Consider the following 19,070-nt stretch of genomic DNA (forward strand, 5'->3'; position numbering starts at 1 on the left):
TTCCTCAGCGGAAGTGGCGTCATCGCCGCTCTGCGCCCTCACCCAAAAAGGGCACGAAGCGCACGTCGGCCAGCCGGCGCACCTCGAACGCGCCCTCGCCGCGCCCACTCTGGGCGCGCTTCCACAGCTCGAGCTGCTGGCTCTTGCCCTCCGGCCCGACGGGCACGACCAGACGACCGCCGAGCGCCAACTGATCCAAGAGCGGCTGCGGGACCTTGGCGGGCGCCGCCGTCACCACGATGACCTGGAAGGGCGCCTCCTCGGGCCAGCCCTGGTAGCCGTCGCCGGTGAAGAGCGCCACGCGCTCCGGGCCGTAGCCGGCGGCGCGCAGCTGGCGCTTGCCGAGCTCCGCGAGCTCCGGGATGTACTCGATGCTGAACACCTTGGCGCAGAGCTCGGCCAGGATCGCCGCCTGGTAGCCGCTGCCGGTGCCGATCTCCAGGCAACGGTCCTTCGGCTCCGGCTTCACGGCCTCCGTCATGAACGCCACGATGTAGGGCTGGCTGATGGTCTGGTCCCAGCCGATGGGCAACGGCTGATCGGTGTAGGCACGCTTGGTGAACGGCGGCGGCACGAAGGCGTGCCGCGGAACCTTGCGTACGGCCGCGAGCACGCGCGCGTCCCGTACGCCGCGAGCCTCGATGGTGTCGCGCACCATCTGCTCGCGCTCGCGATCGAAGTCCGGCTCAGCGCGGCAAGCGACCGCCCACAGGGCGAAGAGCACGAGCACGCGGGACACGACGGGATCCAAGCACGCAGTCAGCGCGCGTCCAGCTCGACCGGGCGCCCCGAAGGTCGTAGCCTCTGGCGTATGGGTCGCTGGCTCGGGCTCGTCGTTGCGCTCCTGGCAGCGTGCTCCGGCCAGTCGTCGCAGGAGCCGGGCGGCGGTGGCGGCGGCGGCGGTGGGAGCGGCGGCGTCCACACCATCGACGGCGGCGGCGGCTGGGGCCCGGGCGGCGCGGACGCCGGCTCTGCCTGCGCGCCCGTCGGGGCAAAGCAACCCTGCTACGCCGGCCCCCTCAGCGCCGCAGGGATCGGCGTGTGCCAGCTGGGCGAGCAGGCCTGCAGCGCCAGCGGTTGGGGAGCCTGCGTGGGCAGCGTGCTGCCGAGCTCGGAGTCGTGCGGCGACGGCCTCGACGACGACTGCGACGGCTCGTCCGACGAAGGCTGCCAGTGTGCTTCCGGCGACACGCAGGCCTGCGGCGCCGAGAGCAAGGGAGTGTGCAAGCCGGGCAAGCAGCTCTGCGTCAACGGAGTGTGGTCACCGAGCTGCGACGGCGCGGTGCTCCCATCCCCCGAGCAGTGCAACGGCAAGGACGACGATTGCGACGGGCAGATCGACGACGGCAACCCCGAGGGTGGCGGGGCCTGCGCGACCGGGCTCGCCGGCCCCTGCGCAAAGGGCGAGAACATGTGCAGCGCCGGCAAGCTCGCCTGCAAGCCGAACGGAGATCCGAACGATCCCGCGTGCAAGCCCTGCGTCGGCTGCCTGCAAGGGCACGCCGACTGCAACATCGCTTGTCAGAAGATCGCGGATCGCCCTGGGGGCAGCTGCGCGGCCCCGACCAGCACCGATCCCGGAGCCTGCTGCTCGTGCCTCCCCCAATACGACTGCTCGCAGTGCCTCGCCGGCTTCGCCAGCTGCGACGCGGCCTGTCAGAACGCGGGCTACGCCGAGGGCTACTGCGCGGTGAACGCCAGCACCGACCCTGGCAACTGCTGCGCGTGTTTGAACTGATGACGATCGATCTCGAGCTCGAGTCCACCCTCGCCGCGCCCGACGACCAAGTCTGGGCGACGGTAGCGACCCTGGAGGGAGTGAACCGAGAGCTCGCGCCGTGGGTCCGGATGACGGCTCCGGCGGAGGCGCGCGGCAAGTCCCTCGCGGATGTGCCGCTCGGAGAGGTCGTCTTCACCTCGACGCTGCTCGGGCTCGGCTTCCTTCCCTTCGACCGGCACGCGCTCCGCCTGGTGGAGGCCGAGCGCGGACACTTCCTGGAGCGCTCGAGCTCGCTCTTGCAGCGGAGTTGGGAGCACGAGCGCTGGGTCGAGCCCGTGCCGGGCGGCACACGCGTGCGCGATCGGCTGCGCATCGAGCCCCGCTTCGCACCGAGCGCCGTGGTCCGCGCCGTCGTTCGAGCGCTGTTCCGCTGGCGCCACCGGCGGCTGCGCGCGCGCTTCGGCTTGCTCCAGACCTGATCCCGGTTCAGAGTCGTGGAGCAGATGCACCAAGGGGTTCTACCGGCGGGGATCGCCGCGGTCACGCTGACGGCGCTGCCCGCGTCGGCCGGGCCGGAGGCGGTGCTGACGACGCTGACCCGCATCGAGGAGAACCTGCGGGAGTCGGCCTACACCCACGCCACGCGCGTGGACGAGCGCGCCGGCCGCTACGAGTTCGACTGCTCCGGCATGGCCGCGTGGGTGCTCCGGCGCGCCTCGCCCGTCGCGCAGGCCGCGGTGAGCTACCGCGCCAAGAACGGCCGCGCCCTGGCCCGCGACTACTACCATCAGATCGCCGCGACTCGGACCGGCAACGCGCGCTACGGCTGGGAGCGCGTGCCCCGCGTCGCCGACGCCGCGGCGGGTGACGTCATCGCCTGGCTCCGCCCAAAGGAGATCCGTTCGGCCAACACCGGGCACGTGGCTTTCCTGATGTCGGCGCCGGAGCCCGTCGCCGGCGTCCCGGACGCCTACCTGGTGCGGATCGCCGACGCCTCCCGCTACCGTCACCAGGACGACTCCCGCGCCGGCAGCGATCGCACGGGTTTCGGCCAGGGCACCATACTGGTGGTCGCCGATCCCGAGACCGGCGCGCCCGTCGCCTACGGCTGGGTCGGCCTGCGCTCGGCGTGGATCCTCAGCACCCCGATGGCGATCGGGCGAGCCGTGCGTTGATGTAGAGTACGAGCATGTGGATTCGGTCGATGATCATCGCGGGCGGGGTGGCGCTGTCCGTCGCCTGTAGCTCCAGCACCACGACCGAAGCGCCGAAGAGCGACGCTCCGGCGTGTGAGAATTACTCCGGCACGTGGAACATCGACGGCTGCCTGATCAAGCAGTGCGTGATCGCACAGTCGGGCTGCGAAGTGACCTTCAGCTGCACGACGATCCTGAACACCCCGACCAGCGCCACCGGGACGGCGAACGGCAAGGAGGTCGAGTTCACGAGCTCCGACCTGCACTGCACGATCGCGACCGCCGGCAAGGGACTCGCCGGCAACTGCACCAACGAGGCGGGAGCCTGCCAGCTGACAGGCTCCTTGCTCTGACTCGGAAGCCTCTGGCAGAGTATCCGCGAGGGAGGCAAATCCGAATGTGGAAGTCCATGGTGGTGAAGGTGTGCGCGGGGCTCGCACTGGTCCTCTCGCTCGGCGCCTGCGGTGACGACGACGACGGCGGCGGCGGCGGCGGCGGCGGCTCCTCGGGCTCGATGTTCTCTTGCGATACGCCGGCCAAGTTCGCCTGCTTCGAGATCGCCATCCCGCCGGGTTCGGGCCAGCAAGCCGCCGCCGATCAGTGCACGGCGGATGGCGGGACGGTCGGCACCGCGTGTCCGAGCGCCTCCGTCATCGGCGAGTGCAACGGGGCGATTCACTACTTCTACTACACCGGCTACAGCGCCGTGGATAAGGCCGAGGAAGTGTGCGTGGGCCTAGGTGGCACCTGGTCGACGCCGTGAGCAAGAAAAAGGGCCGCGTCGGGTGACGCGGCCCTGCCTGGCCGAACGGGGTTCGATGCGGGGAGGCGCTCAGCCAGGCGTGAACATGATCGGGTAGCTCACCGTGACGATGCCGTTCTCGGGCGCCGGGAACGAGAGGCCGTAGTACGCGCCGACCACGCACGAGACCACTCCGCTGTCGGGCATGTCGCTGCCGGCGTTCGAGACGTTGCTCACCGCGCCGTCACGACCGATCACGAAGCGCACGCCGACGCGACCTTGCAGGTTCGGGTTCCGGGTGAGGCCCTGCTCGTAGCACATGCGGAAGCGGCCGAAGTTCTGGCGAACGATGCGCTGCACGACCTCGGCGGGCAGGTGACCGGACACCGTGGTGCCGCCGTCGGGACGCATCTGCGGAACGCGCGGCTTGTGTCCCGGAGGCGTGCGACCCAGCGAGTGACCGAAGCCACCTTCGAGCCCCGAGCACACCGTGCCGCCGCAGGTGCCGATGCCGTTGATGCCGATGCCCTCGCCCTTGCCGCCGGCGCCTTCGCCGATGCCGCTCAGGCCCAGGCCGTTCGAGCCCCACGAGTCGCCGATGTCGTCGCCCCACATGTTGCCCTGGGCGCTCTTGTCGTCGGTGCCGAGCGACGAGTCGCGGCCGAAGGGCGAGGTCGGTGCATTCGGATCGCCGCCGGGGCCGCTGTTCAGGAGGCCGATCATTCCGAAGGTGCGGGCCTCGTTCAGGGCGCGCTCGCGCGCCAGGTGCGGGTCGAGGTTGTCCTTGGGACCGGCGACGCCCGCGCGCTTGTTGGCGAGCTTCGCGGTGGGCTTGCCCAGGGCCCCGGAGTCGCCCCGCGCGGCCTCGGCGCGCTCCCCGCCGCCCTTCTCGCGGTCGGTGTCCTCGGCGGTGGTCTCCTCGAGCTCGCGGTTCTTCTCGGCGCTCGCCGCCAGGTACTGCTGAATCAGGACCAGGCGCTCGTTCTCGTTCCCCTCGTCGTCGGTCAGGCCCATCGCCGGAACGAAGAAGGCCATGGCGCCGACGAAGGCGGCCGCGATGCAGGCGGAGAGCCCGAAGAAGCCGGCAGCGCTCGAGTCGTCCTGGGAGAAGTAGGCACGCTTGCTGCGCTTGCCGGGGTGCACGCCGGAGATCTGCACCTTCAGATCGCCGAAGCAGAGCTCGACGCGGGTGCCGAGCGCGAGTGAGATGGTCGCGCCGGGCGCCGCGCTCTCCGTGGCGTTCTGTTTGGTGACGCGGGCCGTCGCGCCGGCGGGCACGCTGACGCACGGCTCACCGGCGACCAAGCTGACGATCTCGAGGCGATCGGTGCCGAGCTTCTCGCTCGGCATGGTGAACTCGCTGGCGCGCTCGCCCACCGCGTAGGCGCGCGGAGGGTTCAGGTGCGCGACGTGGACGATGCTGGTGCCCCAGAGCACGGTGATCTCGACCGCACGCGCGGCGACGTTCTCACACTCCTCGGAGCTGACGGCGGGGCCGCTCTGCACGAGCGCGTATCCCATGGGCGCGTCGTCGTTCGCCAACGGAGCCCGCTCGAGCCCGAGCGCGGCGCGCGCGTCGAAGTTGGTCAGGTTCGAGAGGAAAGGGTTGACGGAGTTCGACTGGGCCATGACGGATCTTCACCTCGTGATTTCGACGCCTGGCCAGCTTGGCGGAGCTTCGTCCCGCATCAGTGCGGGAGGGCCGCCCATCTGGCGTCGCGCGTCGTTCTTGTCGGGGATTGACAGGCCCCGGGCCCCCGGGGTTCCAAATATTTTCGGGGGCCCCGGAAGGCCCGAAGAAGGCCGCGAGATCCCTCGGACTTGCGCCGAGCCCGACCCGCTGCCAAGGATCGGCCCCCACCCGCGGACTACACAGGGAGGCAGTGTGCGTACGCCCCTATTGGCCCAGATTTGCCCGCTCCTAGCAGCATTGGTCAGCAGCACCGCCCAGGCCGGCACGCCGCTCGTGCTCCCGGACACCAAAGTGGCGCCCGCGGCGAGCACGCCCGTCGCGCGCGCGCGGCAGGTGCTCACGGCTCGCGCGCCGTCGAGCGCCGTGCTGACCCTCGACCACGTGAGCACGGCGGCGCGGCCGGGCGGGCAGCAGCTGGTGCGCTTCGCGCAATCCCACGCCGGCATCCCGGTGCTGTCGCGCGGGGCCAGCGCGCTGCTCGACGCGAAGGGCAACCCGACGTCGTTCGCGACCGCTCGGCTCGAGGAGCGCTTCCCGGCGAGCGCATCCCCGTCGCTTTCTGCCGCGCTCGCCGCCAAGCGCGCGGCGCGCCTGGCGCGCGGCGCGCGCTTCGGCGCCGGCGACGCGAAGCTCGCCTGGCTGCCGCGGGCCGGGCAGGCGCGCCTGGTGTGGGTGCTCTACCAGGGTCTGATCCCGGGCACGCCGTTCTCCCCGGTCGTGGTCGTCGACGCGCAGTCCGGCAACGTTCTCTTGGCGTACGACGCCACGCGCTTCGACCGCGCCGCCACCGTGTACGAGCAGAACCCAGTCTCGACCCCCACCGCCACCAGCGTCACGTTGAGCACGCTGGCCCAGGGCGCGACCAAGCTCGAGGACACGCGCATTCGCTCGCTCACCTGCGTCGATACGCAGAAGCTGGTCGGCAAGTGGAACATCCACATGTGCGAGTTCCTGCACAAGGCCGTGGCCGACGCCAACGGCGACTTCCCCTACAGCTACACGAGCGACACGGCAGCGGAGGACGAGTTCGCGGAAGTCAGTATGTACTTCCACACCGCCCGGGCCTACGCATTCTACGAGACGCTCGGCATGCCCGAGCTGGATTTCAAGCCGCTCAACACGGTGGCGAACCTGCGCTTCCCGCAGGGCTGGGAGAGCGGCAACCCCTCCAAGATGGGTGACCCGACACTCCCCCTCGAGCCCTACGACAACGCCTTCTTCTCGCCGCAGAGCCCGTACCCGGGCCTGTTCCAGGGCCTCGACGGCGGCTTGTTCTTCGGTCAGGGCACGAACGCGGACTTCGCCTACGACGGCGACGTCGTCTACCACGAGCTCGGCCATGCGCTCACGGACCGCACCATCAACTTCGCCTCCCACTGGCTCATGGACGAGCAGGGCTCTTCCCCCGCGCCCGGGGCGATGAACGAAGCGCTGGCAGACTACTTCTCCAGCGCGCTGACCGGCGACGGCCAGGTCGGAGAGTACGCGGCCAAGAACACCTCGTACGGCTACGGCGACAAGGTGATCCGCGACCTGGACAACGACGACACCTGCCCGAAGAACATCGCCGGCGAGGTGCACGTGGACTCGACCTTGTTCTCGGGTGCGCTGTGGAAAGTCCGGCAGTCGTTGGCGGAGCCCGACCGCAACACGTTCGACGAAGCGCTGGTCACGGCCATGCTGGGCGCACCCACCGGGGAGCTCGGCTACGAAGGCTTGGGCGAGCTGTTCCGCGCCGCCGTCGAGGCGTCCACCTTGGGCAAGACCGCAGCCGACGCGCTGGTCGCCGAGCTGGAGGCGCGGGGCGTTCTCCCGGTCTGCAAGCGCGTCCTCGAGTACAAGGGGCAACCGCTCTCGAGCGGGGAGTGGAAGTTCGCCAACGGCTTCTTCGCGCCGGGCAAGCCCTACATGGGTCTCGACCAGAGCGAGAGCTACGCGCCGGGTCTGCTCCAGGTCCACACCACGCTGAAGGCCGGCACCGACCAGATCAAGGTGCAGTGGGAGAACGTCCCGCTCGGCCCGCAGTACGACTTCGGCCCCGACGCCGATCCGTACACTCCGGCGGTGTTGGTGCGCTTCGCGACGGATCCGATCGTCTTCGACTACAGCCAGGGAGTAGCCTCCAACGCCGACCTGTTCGACGCCGACACGTCCGCCGGGCGCTACGCGACCATCGACGTGCCCAAGGACGCCACGGACGCCTGGGTCATGATCGTCAACAAGGGCGACGAGCCGGGCCTCTTCTACTCCGTCGAGGTCGTCCAGAAGACCACCTCGACCGGGGGCACGGGAGGCTTCGGCGGCAGCGGCGGGTTCGGCGGCGTCGCCACCGGTGGCACCGGAGGCAACCCCGTGGGCAGCGGCGGCGGGTACGACTTCGATCAGGACCTCAACCCCGTCGGCGGGTGCGCGTGCGTGGCGGCTCCGAGCGGGCAGGTGGGCGCGCTCGGAGGGCTCGCGCTCACCGGGCTCGCGCTGGCGCTACTCCGTCGGCGTCGATCCGGAGCTCGGTAGCGCGAAGGCCCGGACCCCGGGCGGTGAGGGATCCGGGCTGTAGAGCGCGGTGAGCACGTGGTCGCGCCACGCGCCGGCGATGTACAGGTAGTCCCGCGCGTAACCCTCGACCACGAAGCCGAGGCTCCTGAGCACGCGGCCGGAGCGCTCGTTGACCGGCATGTAGTTGGCGCTCAGGCGGTGGAAACCGAGCCGCCCGAATGCGAGCTCGATGGCGGCGCGGAGCCCCTCCTTCATCAGCCCGCGACCCTGGTAGCGGTGATCCATGTTGTAGCCGAGCGTGCAGCTCTGGTGCGGGCCGCGGCAGTATTGGGTCAGGCTGATCTGCCCCACCACCGCGCCCTCGCGCTCGCCCGAGAGCAAGAGCTGCAAGCGGCACGAGCGATCTTCCAGGTACTCGGTGCGGTTCTCTTCGAGCCGCCAGCGCCAGTACTCCTCGCTGTAGTACCCGGGCGGATTCGGCGGCGACCAGGGCGCGAGGTGAGAGCGATTCTCCGCGTGGTAGCCGAGCACGCGCTTCGCGGCAGAGGGCGGCAGCAGGCAGAGCACGAGCCGCTCGGTCTCGAGCAGCACCGGCGATTGCTCTTCCGCCTCCATCGCCGTCATCCTGCCAAGCTAGGCACGTCCTTGGCTAGAGCATCTTGGCCATCAGGTCGACCAGCCTGAGCTGATGAGCGAAAGCCCCGCGACCATCGACCTCCACGTGCTCGAGCAGCGGCGACACCAGGGCCTGGTGGGGCGCGCCGTTCAGCTCGCGGTCGGCCCACTCCGCCTCGCTGGGCGGGATCACCGAGTCCGCGGAGCCGTGGAGCAGGTAGACGGGCGCGTCCACGTGACCGAGCCGACCGGCCGGGGACAGCTCGGCGAGCTCGGCTCGCCTCGTCTCGAGCAGGCGCAAGAGCTCCGGAGACAGCTCGGCGAGCCTGCCCCGCTCGACCAGCTGGAACAGCCGTTCGCCGGAGGCGGTGCTGCGCTCGGAGGCGCGCGCGACGGCGGCTGCCCGATCCTCGTGCAGCCAGAGCCGGAGCGCGTCGCGGAGGGTCGCTTGGTCGGCTGGCTCCACGAAGTGCTCGACGTTGCCGTAGGCGACGACCACCAAGCCGTAGTCGTGCGCCTTCATCGGCGAGACGCCGGCCGGCGTCTCGATGCGATCGCTGACCAGGAAGCGCAGCACCCGCGTCAGGTCGTGGTGTCCTCCGATGCTCGTCACGTAGGCGAGCTTGCCGTCGAGCTCCGGCCGACTGGCTGCGACCAGAGCGAGGCCGCCGGCAAAGCTGAAGCCCAGGAGCCCGACGCGCTCTTCGCTCACCAGCTCCTTCCGTGCCGAAAGCCAAGACACGGAGTCGCTGATGATGCGCTCGCCCTGAGAGGTGATGCGGTAGTCCGTGAGGTCGCGGAGCTCGGGAGTCAGCACCGTGCGCCCGGCGCGCGCCAGCTCCCGCGCGAACGGCACCAGCCGACGCTCGTCGATGCCGCGGTAGTGCACGCCGTGCGCCACCACCAGGCCGGGCGCGCGAGTTGCGTCGGCGCGTCGGTACAAGCGCGCGCGGATGGGCCCGTCACGACCGGGCAGCGTCAGCTCCGTCTCCACCAAGGGAGCCGCCTCCGCCGCAGGGGAGGCCAGCGCCGCCAGGAGCCTTCCGGCGCGCCACCAGCGCGAGAGGGGCGGATGCGCCAGCGAGACGAGAGCGAGCAGCGCAAGACAGACTGCGATCAGGCGTCGCGTTCTCATCCTGGAAGTGTGAAGCGCTCGATCTGACCGCGGAGCGCGCGTGACACTGTTTTACAATCTATTTCGCGCGCCGCCGCGGTCGCGCCCAGGCCCACCACCATCTGGTACTGCTCGCCGACGTCCTCCGCTCCGTTCACGCCAGCGCGCGTCGCGGCCGTGTCCGGGCTCTCGCCCTCCCCGCAGCCCAGCAGGAGGAGCGTCGCTCCTGCCATTACCCGAGCCCCGAGCGTTCCCATGGCAGGCTCAGGGTGCCACATTCTCCGCTCCCCGGCGCTGCCCTCGGGTTAGACTGCGCGGCCATGCCGGGCGACCCGAGAGCTCGCGAGCTGTGCGCGGCCGCGCTTCACCGTGCGCGGAGTCAGCCCGACGTCTCCCACGTGGAGGTGCGCTGGCTGCGCGAAAAGAACGAGCGGCTCCGGGTCCGAGACGGCGCGCCCGACGGCATCTCCCGTGGTGGCAGCGCAGGCTTCTCGATCCGCCTCATCGCCAAGGGCGCGTGGGGGTTCGCCTGCACCCAGGCCGGCACGGAAACCTCCCTCGGTCGGATGGTGGACGAGGCCATCGCCGTGGCGCGCGCCAGCTCGCGGCTCCTGGTCAAGCCGGTGCGTTTTCCCGAGCGCGCGGGTGAGATCGGCGAATACGCCTCGGAGGTCGAGGTCGAGCCGTTCTCCGTCCCGCTCGAGCAGAAGCTCGCGGACCTCGCCGGACCGGAGGCAGAGCTCAGACGCGGGGGCAAGCCCATCCACAGCACCGAGGCGTGGATGCACTGGACCGAGATCGACAAGCTCTTGGTCACCAGCGAGGGCACCGACGTGGCCCAGCGCCTGATGTTCGGGGGCGCCGGGATGAGCGCGATCGCGGTGGGCAGCGACGGTCGGATGCAGCGCCGCTCGTACCCTGGTTTCCCCGGCTCGGAAGGGCTGCAAGGCGGCTACGAGATCGTCGCGCGGACCGACCTGCTCGGAGCCGCGCCACGCGTGCGCGCCGAAGCCATCGAGCTGCTCGCCGCCGAGCCGTGCCCCGAGGGCGTCCGCGACGTGGTCCTGGGCAGCAACCAGATGGCGCTGCAGATCCACGAGTCCTGCGGGCACCCGACGGAGCTCGATCGGGCGCTCGGGGCGGAGATTTCCCTGGCGGGGGGCTCCTTCCTGCAGCCCAGCGATCTGGGCAAGCTGCGCTACGGCTCCGACATCGTCACGCTCACGGCGGACTCGGTCGCACCGATGGGCCTCGGCACCTTCGGCTGGGACGACGAGGGCACGCCCGCGGGCAAGGTCCCGCTAGTCGAGCAGGGCGTGTTCGTGGACTACTTGTCGTCGCGAGAGACGGCGGCCGCGCTGGGGCGCGAGTCCACCGGGACGGTACGCGCCGACGGCTGGAACCGGGTGCCGATGATCCGCATGGTGAACGTCTCGCTGGAGCCCCGGAGCGGGACGCTGGAGGACCTGATCGCCGACACCGCCGACGGCATCCTCCTGGACGTGAACCAGAGCTGGAGCATCGACGACCTGCGCCTGAACTTCCAGTTTTCCTGCGAGCTCGCCTGGGAGATCAAGCACGGCAAGCGCGTGCGCCTGTTGCGAGACGCTCGCTACACCGGCATCACTCCGAAGTTCTGGCAGAGCTGCGACGCGATCTGCGGCGCGGCGGACACGCGCATCTGGGGACTCATGCTGTGTGGCAAGGGGGATCCCATCCAGACCATGGCGGTGGCGCACGCGGCTCCGCCCGCTCGCTTCCGCAAGGTGGAGGTCGGACACACGTGAAGGCCGAAGAGCTCGCGGGGCTGCTCCGCGCCGCGCTGGAGGGAGCCGGAGAGCCGGAGGCGGAGGCCTACGCCAGCTTCGCCAGGCGTGGCTTCGCGCGCTTCTCGGTGGGCGATCTGGGGCAGCACATGCAGCTCGAAGAGCCCAGCGTGGTCGTGCGCGTGGCCAGCGACGGGCGCGTTGTCGAGGCCAGCACCTCGGAGCTCGACGAGGCCGCCATCGTCCGGGCACTGAAGGACGCGGCGGCGGCGGTGCCCAGCGTGCCGCGCGACGAGGGTTTTCCGGGCTTCGCCCGCGCCGACGAGCCGCCGCCGGCGCCGATGGAGCGCTGGGCCGAGAGCACGGCGGAGGCCAGCGCGGAGGAGCGCGTCGAGCTGCTCACGCCGGTGTTCCGGCGCATCCAAGCGGCGGGCCTCTTGGCCACCGGCGTCCTGGACACCACCGCACGCATCGAGGCCGTGGCCACCACGCACGGGCTCGAGCGGGCGCACCGGAGCACGCTGGCGTCGTTCAAGGTGTGGGCGCTCGAGAGCGCGGGTGGGAGCGGCGCCTCCGGCCACGGCATGAGCGCCCAGGTCGACCTGCACCAGCTCGGCATCGAGGCGGAGACGGAGCTCGCCGTGGCGGACGCGCTCCGGGGCAAGAACCCGGGCTCGCTACCGGCGGGGCGTTACGACACGGTGCTCGGGGCGCTGGCGCTGGCGGAGCTGGTCGAGTGGCTGGCCATGATTGGGCTCGGGGCCCGCGAGCTCGAGCAGGGGCTCTCCCCGCTCTCCGGCCGACTTGGGGAGCGCATCACCGCCGAGTCCTTCTCCGTCAGCGAAGATCCGCTCGGGACCCACGCCTTCGCGGCGCCGTTCGACCGCGAGGGCGTGGCGCGCCGCCAGGTCCCGCTGATCCGCGCCGGCGTGGCCCAGGGCGTCGTCCACGACCGGACTACCGCCTCGCGGGCGGGTGTGAGCTCGACGGGCAACGCCGGCCCTCCCGGCGGCTTTGGCTCCGGAGGTCCGAGCCCGTCGTCGCTGGTCGTTCAAGGTGGCAGCGCCGCCCACGTCGAGGAGCTCATCGGCGGGCTCGATCGCGGGCTGTACGTGCGTCGCCTGCACTACGTGAACGGCTACCTCGAGCCGCGCCGCGCAGTGATGACGGGTCTGACCCGCGATGGCACGTTCCTGGTCGAGGGCGGAAAGGTGACCAAGCCCATCGAGAGCATGCGCTTCACCGACAGCCTGCTCGAAGCCCTGGAGCGCTCGGACGGTTCGACCGCCGAGCGCGTGATCGTGCCGAACTGGTGGTCGGCCGGCGGCTCCGTGGCGGCGCCCGCGGTGCGAATTCGCGGCCTGAATTTCTCCTCCGGCAGCCGCGAAAAGTGAGCGCCGGCGTGTTATGCTGAGAATTCGCGCTGGCGCCCGATGAGCTCTTCGCCCCGTCACCTGAACTGGACCGCCTCGGACACCGAGGTGTCCCAGACCTTGGCCAGCGGGACCAAGAGCACGCGGTTTCTGACCGCGGAGGATCTGGACGTCCACTTCCAGCCCATCGTGTCCATCGCGACGGGCCGGGTGTTCGCGCAGGAGGCGCTCGTGCGCTGCAAGCTGCCCGAGTACCGGAACCCCGCGAAGCTGTTCGAGCGCGCGGTGGAAGAGAAGTCCACCGGGCGCCTGGGGCGCCCGATCCGAGACGTGGCCTTCGCGCGCGGCGCCGGCCATCGCCTGTTCGTCAACGTCCACCCGGACGAGCTCAGCTCGCGCTGGCTCGTGCGCCCGGACGATCCGCTGAACTACCACGACAACGAGGTCTTCCTGGAGATCACCGAGTCGGCAGCGTTCGAATACTTCGATCTGTGTCGCAGTGTGCTCAAGGAGCTGTGCGCGCGCGCTCAAGTGCACCTCGTCGTGGACGACCTCGGCGCCGGACACAGCAACCTGAAGCGCGTGCTCGACCTCGAGCCCAAGGTCGTGAAGCTCGATCGCGAGCTGGTGGTCGAGCTCGACAAGAGCCGGCGCCAACAGGTCCTGGTCCGATCGGTGACCGCGCTGTGCAAGGAGCTGGGCGCCACGGTCGTCGCCGAGGGCATCGAGACGCTCGACGAGCTCAAGGCGGTACGCGACTTGGGCGCCGACTACGCGCAGGGCTTCCTGCTCGCCAAGCCGGCGTACCCGATCCCCCAGGTTCACTGGCCGCTCTAGGGGGTTCACCACCAGCCCGCCGGCGCCCCGAGCCGGCCAGAGCCGACCACGGGGCGCCGAGCCCGCGCATCAAGCGGTCTTCTTCGCCTGAGGCGCCGGACCGACGACGGCTCCGATGTCTACTTTGGCGACACCGGGGCCTTCACCGGTCCAGACGGAAACCGTCGTGCTGCCTTTGGGGAAGTCCGTGTCGATCCGAACGATCTTGCCGACCCGGCCGTCTTCGAGCAGCACTCGGCGGCGATCCGTCATGTACTGATGGATGTGCCGAATGTTCGCCATGCGTCGCAATATAAGTGGCGGCCCCCGGGGAGTCAGATTTCCGGGGCATTTTTGTACGCTCGTCGTCGGGGCATCTCTCGTCCGAGCGGCTAACCCGCCGTAATCGCAGCGAGTTGCTGCTGGCTGCGAATTGGGCCCGAGGGCAGCCCGACCGTTATCGTGACGCCATGCACCGCTACGCCTGGCTGATCGCCGCGGGCAGCGCCCTCGCGTGCACCCACCACCACACCGCTCCGGTCCACTCCGCTGGGCTCGTGCCCCCACCCGAGCCGGCGGTCCAGCACACCGGCCGCTTGTGGATCGAGCTCGAAGGGACGCCCGACAAGCAGTGCGAGCGGACGCCCACCGAGCGCCCGTTGTGCTTCTCCCGAGTCCACGACGCGCTGGGCAACGCCCTCGAGCGCACGCTCTGGCCGAGCTTTCCGGGAGTGGCCGTGAAGCGAAAGGGCGACGACATCCAGCCTGGGGACTACCTCCTGCACGTGCGCCTGCGCATCGACGGCAAGGCGCCGGACGCCTCGGCGCCCGGCTGGGCAGCCGCCGTCTCGGGCCGCTGGGAGCTGGTGCGCGACGGCCTGCCGCTGGCTGGAGAGAGCCTGTCCTCCCGCTCGCGGGGCGACTTCGCCTACGGACGGGCGCTGGGTGCCGGCGCCGGCGAGGCCGTGGACGCCGTCTCCATGCACATTGCGCGGGCGATCGGCCAGCTGCCCGAGCTCAGACCAATCGCGAACCGCCCGCTGCCGGCCGTGGCGACGCGCAAGCAGACCGGCGTGCTCTTGCGAACGAGCGCTGCGCCAACGACCGACGCGACCACGTCGCGCTAGAGTCAATCCTCGGACGACGCCAGGCGCTGCTCGATGGCCTCGAGGTGCGCGTTGACCTGCGGATCCTTGGCTCGCAGCTCTTCCACGCGGCGCACCGCGCTCATCACGGTCGTGTGATCGCGGTTGCCGAAGGCGCGCCCGAGCTCCGGGAAGCTGCACTTCAGGCGCTGCCGGCACAAGTACATCGCGACCTGGCGGGCGAAGGCCACGCTCTTGTGACGATCCTTGCTGAGCAGGTCGGCGTTCGACAGGCGGAAGTGACTGCACACCGCGCGCTGGATGTCCTCGACGCTCATCACGTCTGGACGGCGCGGCGCGACCCGAGCGAGCTCGGACTCCGCGAAGCCGGCGTCGATGGGGCGCCCGGTCAGCGACGACTTGGCCGCCAGGCGGATCAACGCGCCTTCCAGCTCGCGCACGTTGCTCTTCACGGTCTGCGCGAGCAGCACGGCGACCGCGTCGTCGAGCGGGATGGACTCGATCTGGGCCTTCTTGCGCACGATGGCGACTCGCGTCTCGAGTTGCGGCACCTGGATGTCGGCGACCAACCCGGAGGTGAAGCGAGAGACCAGGCGCTCCGGCATGCGCTGCAGCTGTTGCGGGTACTTGTCGCTGGTGACGACGATGGGCTTGTCCGCGTCGCGGAGCGCGTTGAAGGTGTGGAAGAACTCCTCTTGGGTCTGCTCGCGGCCGGCCAAGAACTGGATGTCGTCGAGCAAGAGCAGGTCGCACTCCGTGCGATAGCGCGCGCGGAACTCGTCCATCTTGTGGTGCTGGAGCGACTCGATGAACTCGTTGGTGAAGTGCTCGGCGGAGGTGTAGATGACCCGCGCCCGAGGGTTGCCCTCGAGCACCCGGTGCGCGATCGCGTGCATCAGGTGGGTCTTGCCCAGACCCGTGCCCCCCGCGATGAACAGCGGGTTGTAGCGCGGGCCGCCACCGCCGGCGGAGGCGAGCGCCGCCGCGTAGGCGAGCTCGTTCGAGGGTCCGACGACGAAGTTCGCGAAGGTGTGCTTCGGGTTCAGGCTCGCCGCCAGCCCGGCCCGATCGGCCGCGGAGCGGTCGCTCTTCGGAGCGGCGCCGGGGGCTCGCTCGGACGGCGCCGCGCGCTCCGTGACCGGCGTCGCGCGCCGCTGCCGCGGCTTGGGCTCGCACACCGGGTTGTCCAGTTGGTTGTTCACGCGCCACTCGACCTTGAGCTCGACGCCGGTGAGCGCCTCGATCTGGCCGACGAGGTCGGGGAGGAAGTGCGTCTTGACCCAGTCCCGAACGAACTCGTCCCGAGCGGTCAACGACAGCACGCCGTCGTCGAGGGAGTCGACCTGAACGCTGGAGAACCACTGCTCGAACGAAGCCGGCGAGCGGGCGCGAGTCCGCTCCAGCGCTTGGTGCCAGGTGGCTGCTTGGTTGGTGACGCTCGGCATTGCTGACTGAACTGAGGACTGAACGCTCTCGATGACTGCTTCGAAATCCACGGAGATAGCTCCCCCCAAGTTGTCCACAGGGTGTGGACAGCCTGTAGCCCCGCTGCTCATGTGGGTCGGATCGAGGACCCAAGCTCGGGTGGGAGAAGGCGGGGAAGAAACCCCGCTTGCCCTCCACCCTGAAGGCCAAGCTCTAGAGCTTTCATTGCCAACCGGAGAACGATTGCTCGCTTCCGCATTATCCCCGAAGGCAGTCAGGTCGCAGCGACCGAAACCACTCTCGAGGAGGAGCGTCGAGCTAGCACCGGTCGTTACCGGAGTTCAATCTTGGAATTTCATCCGCGACGATCCGGGAGAAATTCCGCCCTTTGTCGCGCGCGTGATTTTGCGCGGCGACGATTTGTCGATCCAGATCTGAAACGCGTGCGCGTAACCACGCAAGGACAGCGCACATTCTCGTGCTGCGCGGTCAGCTCGCGATTCGTGCAGCGAGAAATGCGTCGGTCTCGGAGTCAAGAGTGAGCGCGCGTGGTTGCTGACGTCGATTCTGCGCTCGCTGCGGGTCGATGCTCGGGCGCCGCAGAAATCTTGACTCCATCCGGGCGCTCGTTCTCGAAAGGATCGCTTTTTTTGCCCGGGGCCGGCGCGGAAGGGTAGCTGTCGGCCAAGTGTCGAAGAGCGAGCGAAGAAGCAGGGCTCCGAGCGGATGGGTGCGCGCGCTGGTGACGGCGAGCGCGTTCGGTGCCTGCGTGCTCGCCAGCGGGCGCGCGGCGGCGGACGAGTCCGACCTGGACCCGACCATCGGCTGGAACTACGGCGAGATCGAGACGCCGCGGAGCGCGGCCATGGGGGGCGCGCTGCGCGCCTACAGCAACTCGGTCAGCGCGCTCTTCATCAACCCCGCCAACATGGCGGCGTCGCGCATCTATCACCTGGGTGCGCTCGCGCAGATCTGGCCCGAGGCGAACCGCCAGAGCTACGGGGCCGGCGCCGTGGACTCCATCGTGTCGAGCACACGCCTGGCCGGCGGCTTCGGCGGAACCTGGACGTTGCAGGATCCCGACGGCATCGATCGCCAGGCGACCGATCTGCGCTTCGCGTTGGCGATGCCCTTCTCGGATCAGTTCGCGCTGGGCGTCGGCGGCCGCTATTTGTGGCTGAAACAGAACGGGCTCGGCCCGCTCGGAGACAGCCTGGCGTCGGGGGGAACCCAGGACGAGAACATCGTGCGCGGCTTCGCCTTCGACGCCGGCGCCACGCTCAAGCCCACCGAGTTCTTCGCCATCTCGATGGTTGGCAACAACCTCAACAACCCGGGGCATGGCTTCCAACCCAGCAGCGTGGGCGGCGGCGTCGGCATCGGCACGAAGGACCTCACCATCGAGGGCGACGTGGTCTCGGACTTCACGACCTGGGACAAGACCAAAGTCCGCGCGATGGGCGGGCTCGAGCTGCTCCTGGCCGACCACTACGCGGTCCGCGGCGGCTATCGCTACGACGACGGCGCAAAGAGTCACGCGGTCAGCGTGGGCGCCGGCTACATCGACCGTGCGTTCTCGGCGGAGGCCGCCGTGCGACGCATCGTCTCCGACCCGGGTGCCACGGCGATCTTCTTCGGCTTCACCTACCACCTGGAGGCGACCGGGCTCACGCCTTCGCCGGACGGCTTCTAGCCGAGCAATTCCTCGAGCAGGCGTTCGAGCTCCGCCGCTCCGGCGTCCAGCGCAGCGCGCGTCGTCGTGACGGCGGGAGGCAGGGCAGCCTCGGCGCGGAGCTGCTCGACGGCTCGCGGGTTTCGATACCAGTCGTCGTCGTGAGCTTCGGTCAGGTGTCGCGCGTGCTCGGCCGCCAAGAGCATGGCGGCGAAGCGCTGTGCCTCGTCTCGACGTGGCGCGAAGAGCGCGCCGGCCAGGTTCGGTGACAGGGGCGACCCGAGCACGAGCGCCGTGAGCTCCTCGAACGCTTCCCGATACGCGCGCTCGCCGGCGAGCGCGGCGCGGCGCAAGAGCACACGCAGCGCGCGCGTCCGCGACTCGAGCAACACGACTCGGGCGAGCACGCGACGCTGCTCCGCGGCCCGAGCCGCCCCGAGACCCAGAGCGCGACGCTGGAAAGCGGGGACGAGCCCGAGCCCGGCGAGGAGCGCGCCGTGGGCCAGGCGCCGGAGCCCGTAGGCGTCGTTGGCGATGACGAAGGGCTGATCCCTGGGCGCCACGGCGTCGGCGAAGGCTGCGCCCAGGCGAGCCAAGGCCCGGAGGAAGCTGGCCGGGGCGATCGCCCGAGGCAGCGGGCCGGGCTCGAGCGGCAGCGAGTCGAGGAGCCGGGTCTCCCGGAACAGCCCGGACAGGGACTCCGCGCTCAGTCGGGTTGGCCAGCCCTCGTGAGCCTCGAGGCCGAGCGCCGACCCCAGGTGCCGGTCGAAGCTCGGCGCTCGAAACTCCCGAGCGCGATCGTCCGTGGTCCGGAGCCACTGCTCGGCGACGGCGTAGGCGTCGCTCACGGGCAGCTCGAGCAGGTCGGGCTCCACCCGGAGGCGTTCGACCACCTCGCGGCGCCGCTCCCACACGCGCCGCTCGAGCTCCGCGACGGGCTCGGCGTGCTCCAAGAACCGGGCCAGCCACTCCGACGAGCGCGCCCGGTCGGCGAGCGCACGCGAGAGCATGTCCGCCACGGTCAGCGTCATGCGCTCCGGACGATCGAGCGGGTGCAGGTCGACGGCGCGCGCACGCGCGAGCTCGGCGAGTCCCGCACGGTTGGCCTTGTCGTCCACCAAGCGGAACAGCCAGCGCAACATCGGCGCGCGCAGCGGGTCGTGCTCAGGAAGCTCGCGCACGCGCTCGAAGCCGACGCGCGAGACGAAGGCGTGGAGCCCGAAGGGATCGTGATCGAGGGCGGCGCCGCGACGCAGCCGCCGGCGCCAGCGCGCCCAGTCCACGACGGCCCGTGCAACCTGGCGGTCGAGTCGCACCAGATCGAGCTCGTCCACCC

The 19,070-nt window shown here is 70.2% G+C and carries 19 protein-coding genes; 11 read left to right on the forward strand and 8 right to left on the reverse strand.

What is annotated here, in order from left to right:
* Positions 1 to 19: 19 nt before the first annotated feature.
* Positions 20 to 658, reverse strand: a complete 639-nt coding sequence (locus HS104_21585) for a protein-L-isoaspartate(D-aspartate) O-methyltransferase (GenBank protein MBE7482560.1) — start codon at positions 656 to 658, stop codon at positions 20 to 22.
* Between the two features lie 153 nt (positions 659 to 811).
* On the opposite strand from HS104_21585, the gene HS104_21590 reads away from it, so the two are divergent.
* Genes HS104_21590 through HS104_21610 form a run of 5 tightly spaced genes read left to right on the forward strand, consistent with a single transcriptional unit; the run spans position 812 to position 3,679 of the window.
* On the forward strand, positions 812 to 1,738 hold the full coding sequence (locus HS104_21590; GenBank protein MBE7482561.1) for a hypothetical protein: 927 nt from the start codon (positions 812 to 814) through the stop codon (positions 1,736 to 1,738).
* Positions 1,738 to 2,199 carry a hypothetical protein gene (locus HS104_21595; GenBank protein MBE7482562.1) on the forward strand — a complete coding sequence of 154 codons (462 nt, stop codon included), beginning with the start codon at positions 1,738 to 1,740 and terminating at the stop codon, positions 2,197 to 2,199. The genes HS104_21590 and HS104_21595 overlap by 1 nt, the downstream gene beginning before the upstream one ends.
* Positions 2,200 to 2,223: 24 nt before the next feature.
* The gene (locus tag HS104_21600) at positions 2,224 to 2,895 is read left to right on the forward strand and encodes a hypothetical protein (GenBank protein MBE7482563.1); all 672 of its coding nucleotides are present in this window, start codon (positions 2,224 to 2,226) and stop codon (positions 2,893 to 2,895) included.
* A 14-nt stretch (positions 2,896 to 2,909) separates the two neighbouring features.
* The gene (locus HS104_21605; protein MBE7482564.1) at positions 2,910 to 3,269 is read left to right on the forward strand and encodes a hypothetical protein; all 360 of its coding nucleotides are present in this window, start codon (positions 2,910 to 2,912) and stop codon (positions 3,267 to 3,269) included.
* 44 nt (positions 3,270 to 3,313) lie between these two features.
* Complete coding sequence (locus HS104_21610; GenBank protein MBE7482565.1) at positions 3,314 to 3,679, forward strand: hypothetical protein; 366 nt, start codon at positions 3,314 to 3,316, stop codon at positions 3,677 to 3,679.
* 69 nt (positions 3,680 to 3,748) lie between these two features.
* Here HS104_21610 and HS104_21615 read toward each other — a convergent pair whose 3' ends face one another.
* The gene (locus tag HS104_21615) at positions 3,749 to 5,287 is read right to left on the reverse strand and encodes an AgmX/PglI C-terminal domain-containing protein (protein ID MBE7482566.1); all 1,539 of its coding nucleotides are present in this window, start codon (positions 5,285 to 5,287) and stop codon (positions 3,749 to 3,751) included.
* 256 nt (positions 5,288 to 5,543) lie between these two features.
* Between HS104_21615 and HS104_21620 the strand changes: the two genes are divergently transcribed.
* On the forward strand, positions 5,544 to 7,865 hold the full coding sequence (locus tag HS104_21620; GenBank protein ID MBE7482567.1) for a hypothetical protein: 2,322 nt from the start codon (positions 5,544 to 5,546) through the stop codon (positions 7,863 to 7,865).
* On the opposite strand, the gene HS104_21625 is transcribed toward HS104_21620, so the two are convergent.
* Genes HS104_21625 through HS104_21635 form a run of 3 tightly spaced genes read right to left on the reverse strand, consistent with a single transcriptional unit; the run spans position 7,833 to position 9,809 of the window.
* Positions 7,833 to 8,471 carry a GNAT family N-acetyltransferase gene (locus HS104_21625; GenBank protein ID MBE7482568.1) on the reverse strand — a complete coding sequence of 213 codons (639 nt, stop codon included), beginning with the start codon at positions 8,469 to 8,471 and terminating at the stop codon, positions 7,833 to 7,835. The two genes, HS104_21620 and HS104_21625, sit on opposite strands and share 33 nt — an antisense overlap.
* Before the next feature lie 25 nt (positions 8,472 to 8,496).
* Positions 8,497 to 9,597, reverse strand: coding sequence for an alpha/beta hydrolase (locus HS104_21630; GenBank protein MBE7482569.1), 1,101 nt, complete (start codon positions 9,595 to 9,597; stop codon positions 8,497 to 8,499).
* On the reverse strand, positions 9,594 to 9,809 hold the full coding sequence (locus HS104_21635) for a hypothetical protein (protein ID MBE7482570.1): 216 nt from the start codon (positions 9,807 to 9,809) through the stop codon (positions 9,594 to 9,596). Before HS104_21635 ends, HS104_21630 begins: the two co-directional genes overlap by 4 nt.
* An 87-nt stretch (positions 9,810 to 9,896) precedes the next feature.
* On the opposite strand from HS104_21635, the gene HS104_21640 reads away from it, so the two are divergent.
* From HS104_21640 to HS104_21650, 3 genes are read left to right on the forward strand one after another with little or no spacing between them, the layout of a single operon-like run.
* The gene (locus HS104_21640) at positions 9,897 to 11,363 is read left to right on the forward strand and encodes a TldD/PmbA family protein (protein MBE7482571.1); all 1,467 of its coding nucleotides are present in this window, start codon (positions 9,897 to 9,899) and stop codon (positions 11,361 to 11,363) included.
* Positions 11,360 to 12,736, forward strand: a complete 1,377-nt coding sequence (locus HS104_21645; protein ID MBE7482572.1) for a TldD/PmbA family protein — start codon at positions 11,360 to 11,362, stop codon at positions 12,734 to 12,736. Before HS104_21640 ends, HS104_21645 begins: the two co-directional genes overlap by 4 nt.
* Positions 12,737 to 12,775: 39 nt before the next feature.
* Complete coding sequence (locus HS104_21650) at positions 12,776 to 13,552, forward strand: EAL domain-containing protein (protein MBE7482573.1); 777 nt, start codon at positions 12,776 to 12,778, stop codon at positions 13,550 to 13,552.
* Between the two features lie 69 nt (positions 13,553 to 13,621).
* On the opposite strand, the gene HS104_21655 is transcribed toward HS104_21650, so the two are convergent.
* Complete coding sequence (locus tag HS104_21655) at positions 13,622 to 13,834, reverse strand: hypothetical protein (GenBank protein ID MBE7482574.1); 213 nt, start codon at positions 13,832 to 13,834, stop codon at positions 13,622 to 13,624.
* Positions 13,835 to 14,001: 167 nt separating this feature from the next.
* Here HS104_21655 and HS104_21660 point away from each other — a divergent pair, with 167 nt between their 5' ends.
* Positions 14,002 to 14,658, forward strand: a complete 657-nt coding sequence (locus HS104_21660) for a hypothetical protein (GenBank protein ID MBE7482575.1) — start codon at positions 14,002 to 14,004, stop codon at positions 14,656 to 14,658.
* A gap of 2 nt (positions 14,659 to 14,660) precedes the next feature.
* Here the strand turns inward: HS104_21660 and dnaA are convergent, their stop codons facing one another.
* Complete coding sequence (gene dnaA, locus HS104_21665; GenBank protein ID MBE7482576.1) at positions 14,661 to 16,082, reverse strand: chromosomal replication initiator protein DnaA; 1,422 nt, start codon at positions 16,080 to 16,082, stop codon at positions 14,661 to 14,663.
* A 668-nt stretch (positions 16,083 to 16,750) separates the two neighbouring features.
* Between dnaA and HS104_21670 the strand changes: the two genes are divergently transcribed.
* Positions 16,751 to 17,755, forward strand: a complete 1,005-nt coding sequence (locus tag HS104_21670; protein ID MBE7482577.1) for a hypothetical protein — start codon at positions 16,751 to 16,753, stop codon at positions 17,753 to 17,755.
* Here HS104_21670 and HS104_21675 read toward each other — a convergent pair.
* Complete coding sequence (locus HS104_21675; protein MBE7482578.1) at positions 17,752 to 19,068, reverse strand: hypothetical protein; 1,317 nt, start codon at positions 19,066 to 19,068, stop codon at positions 17,752 to 17,754. The two genes, HS104_21670 and HS104_21675, sit on opposite strands and share 4 nt — an antisense overlap.
* Positions 19,069 to 19,070: the final 2 nt, after the last annotated feature.

It is taken from the genome of Polyangiaceae bacterium (assembly GCA_015075635.1).
GTDB lineage: Bacteria > Myxococcota_A > Polyangia > Polyangiales > Polyangiaceae > JADJKB01.

What these genes read in the sequence shown, in the direction of transcription:
- HS104_21585 (MBE7482560.1), bottom strand. Translation starts at nt 658, where the DNA reads ATGGTGCGCGACACCATCGAGGCTCGCGGCGTACGGGACGCGCGCGTG.
- HS104_21590 (MBE7482561.1), top strand. Translation starts at nt 812, where the DNA reads ATGGGTCGCTGGCTCGGGCTCGTCGTTGCGCTCCTGGCAGCGTGCTCC.
- HS104_21595 (MBE7482562.1), top strand. Translation starts at nt 1,738, where the DNA reads ATGACGATCGATCTCGAGCTCGAGTCCACCCTCGCCGCGCCCGACGAC.
- HS104_21600 (MBE7482563.1), top strand. Translation starts at nt 2,224, where the DNA reads ATGCACCAAGGGGTTCTACCGGCGGGGATCGCCGCGGTCACGCTGACG.
- HS104_21605 (MBE7482564.1), top strand. Translation starts at nt 2,910, where the DNA reads ATGTGGATTCGGTCGATGATCATCGCGGGCGGGGTGGCGCTGTCCGTC.
- HS104_21610 (MBE7482565.1), top strand. Translation starts at nt 3,314, where the DNA reads ATGTGGAAGTCCATGGTGGTGAAGGTGTGCGCGGGGCTCGCACTGGTC.
- HS104_21615 (MBE7482566.1), bottom strand. Translation starts at nt 5,287, where the DNA reads ATGGCCCAGTCGAACTCCGTCAACCCTTTCCTCTCGAACCTGACCAAC.
- HS104_21625 (MBE7482568.1), bottom strand. Translation starts at nt 8,471, where the DNA reads ATGACGGCGATGGAGGCGGAAGAGCAATCGCCGGTGCTGCTCGAGACC.
- HS104_21630 (MBE7482569.1), bottom strand. Translation starts at nt 9,597, where the DNA reads ATGAGAACGCGACGCCTGATCGCAGTCTGTCTTGCGCTGCTCGCTCTC.
- HS104_21635 (MBE7482570.1), bottom strand. Translation starts at nt 9,809, where the DNA reads ATGGCAGGAGCGACGCTCCTCCTGCTGGGCTGCGGGGAGGGCGAGAGC.
- HS104_21640 (MBE7482571.1), top strand. Translation starts at nt 9,897, where the DNA reads ATGCCGGGCGACCCGAGAGCTCGCGAGCTGTGCGCGGCCGCGCTTCAC.
- HS104_21650 (MBE7482573.1), top strand. Translation starts at nt 12,776, where the DNA reads ATGAGCTCTTCGCCCCGTCACCTGAACTGGACCGCCTCGGACACCGAG.
- HS104_21655 (MBE7482574.1), bottom strand. Translation starts at nt 13,834, where the DNA reads ATGGCGAACATTCGGCACATCCATCAGTACATGACGGATCGCCGCCGA.
- HS104_21660 (MBE7482575.1), top strand. Translation starts at nt 14,002, where the DNA reads ATGCACCGCTACGCCTGGCTGATCGCCGCGGGCAGCGCCCTCGCGTGC.
- dnaA (MBE7482576.1), bottom strand. Translation starts at nt 16,082, where the DNA reads ATGCCGAGCGTCACCAACCAAGCAGCCACCTGGCACCAAGCGCTGGAG.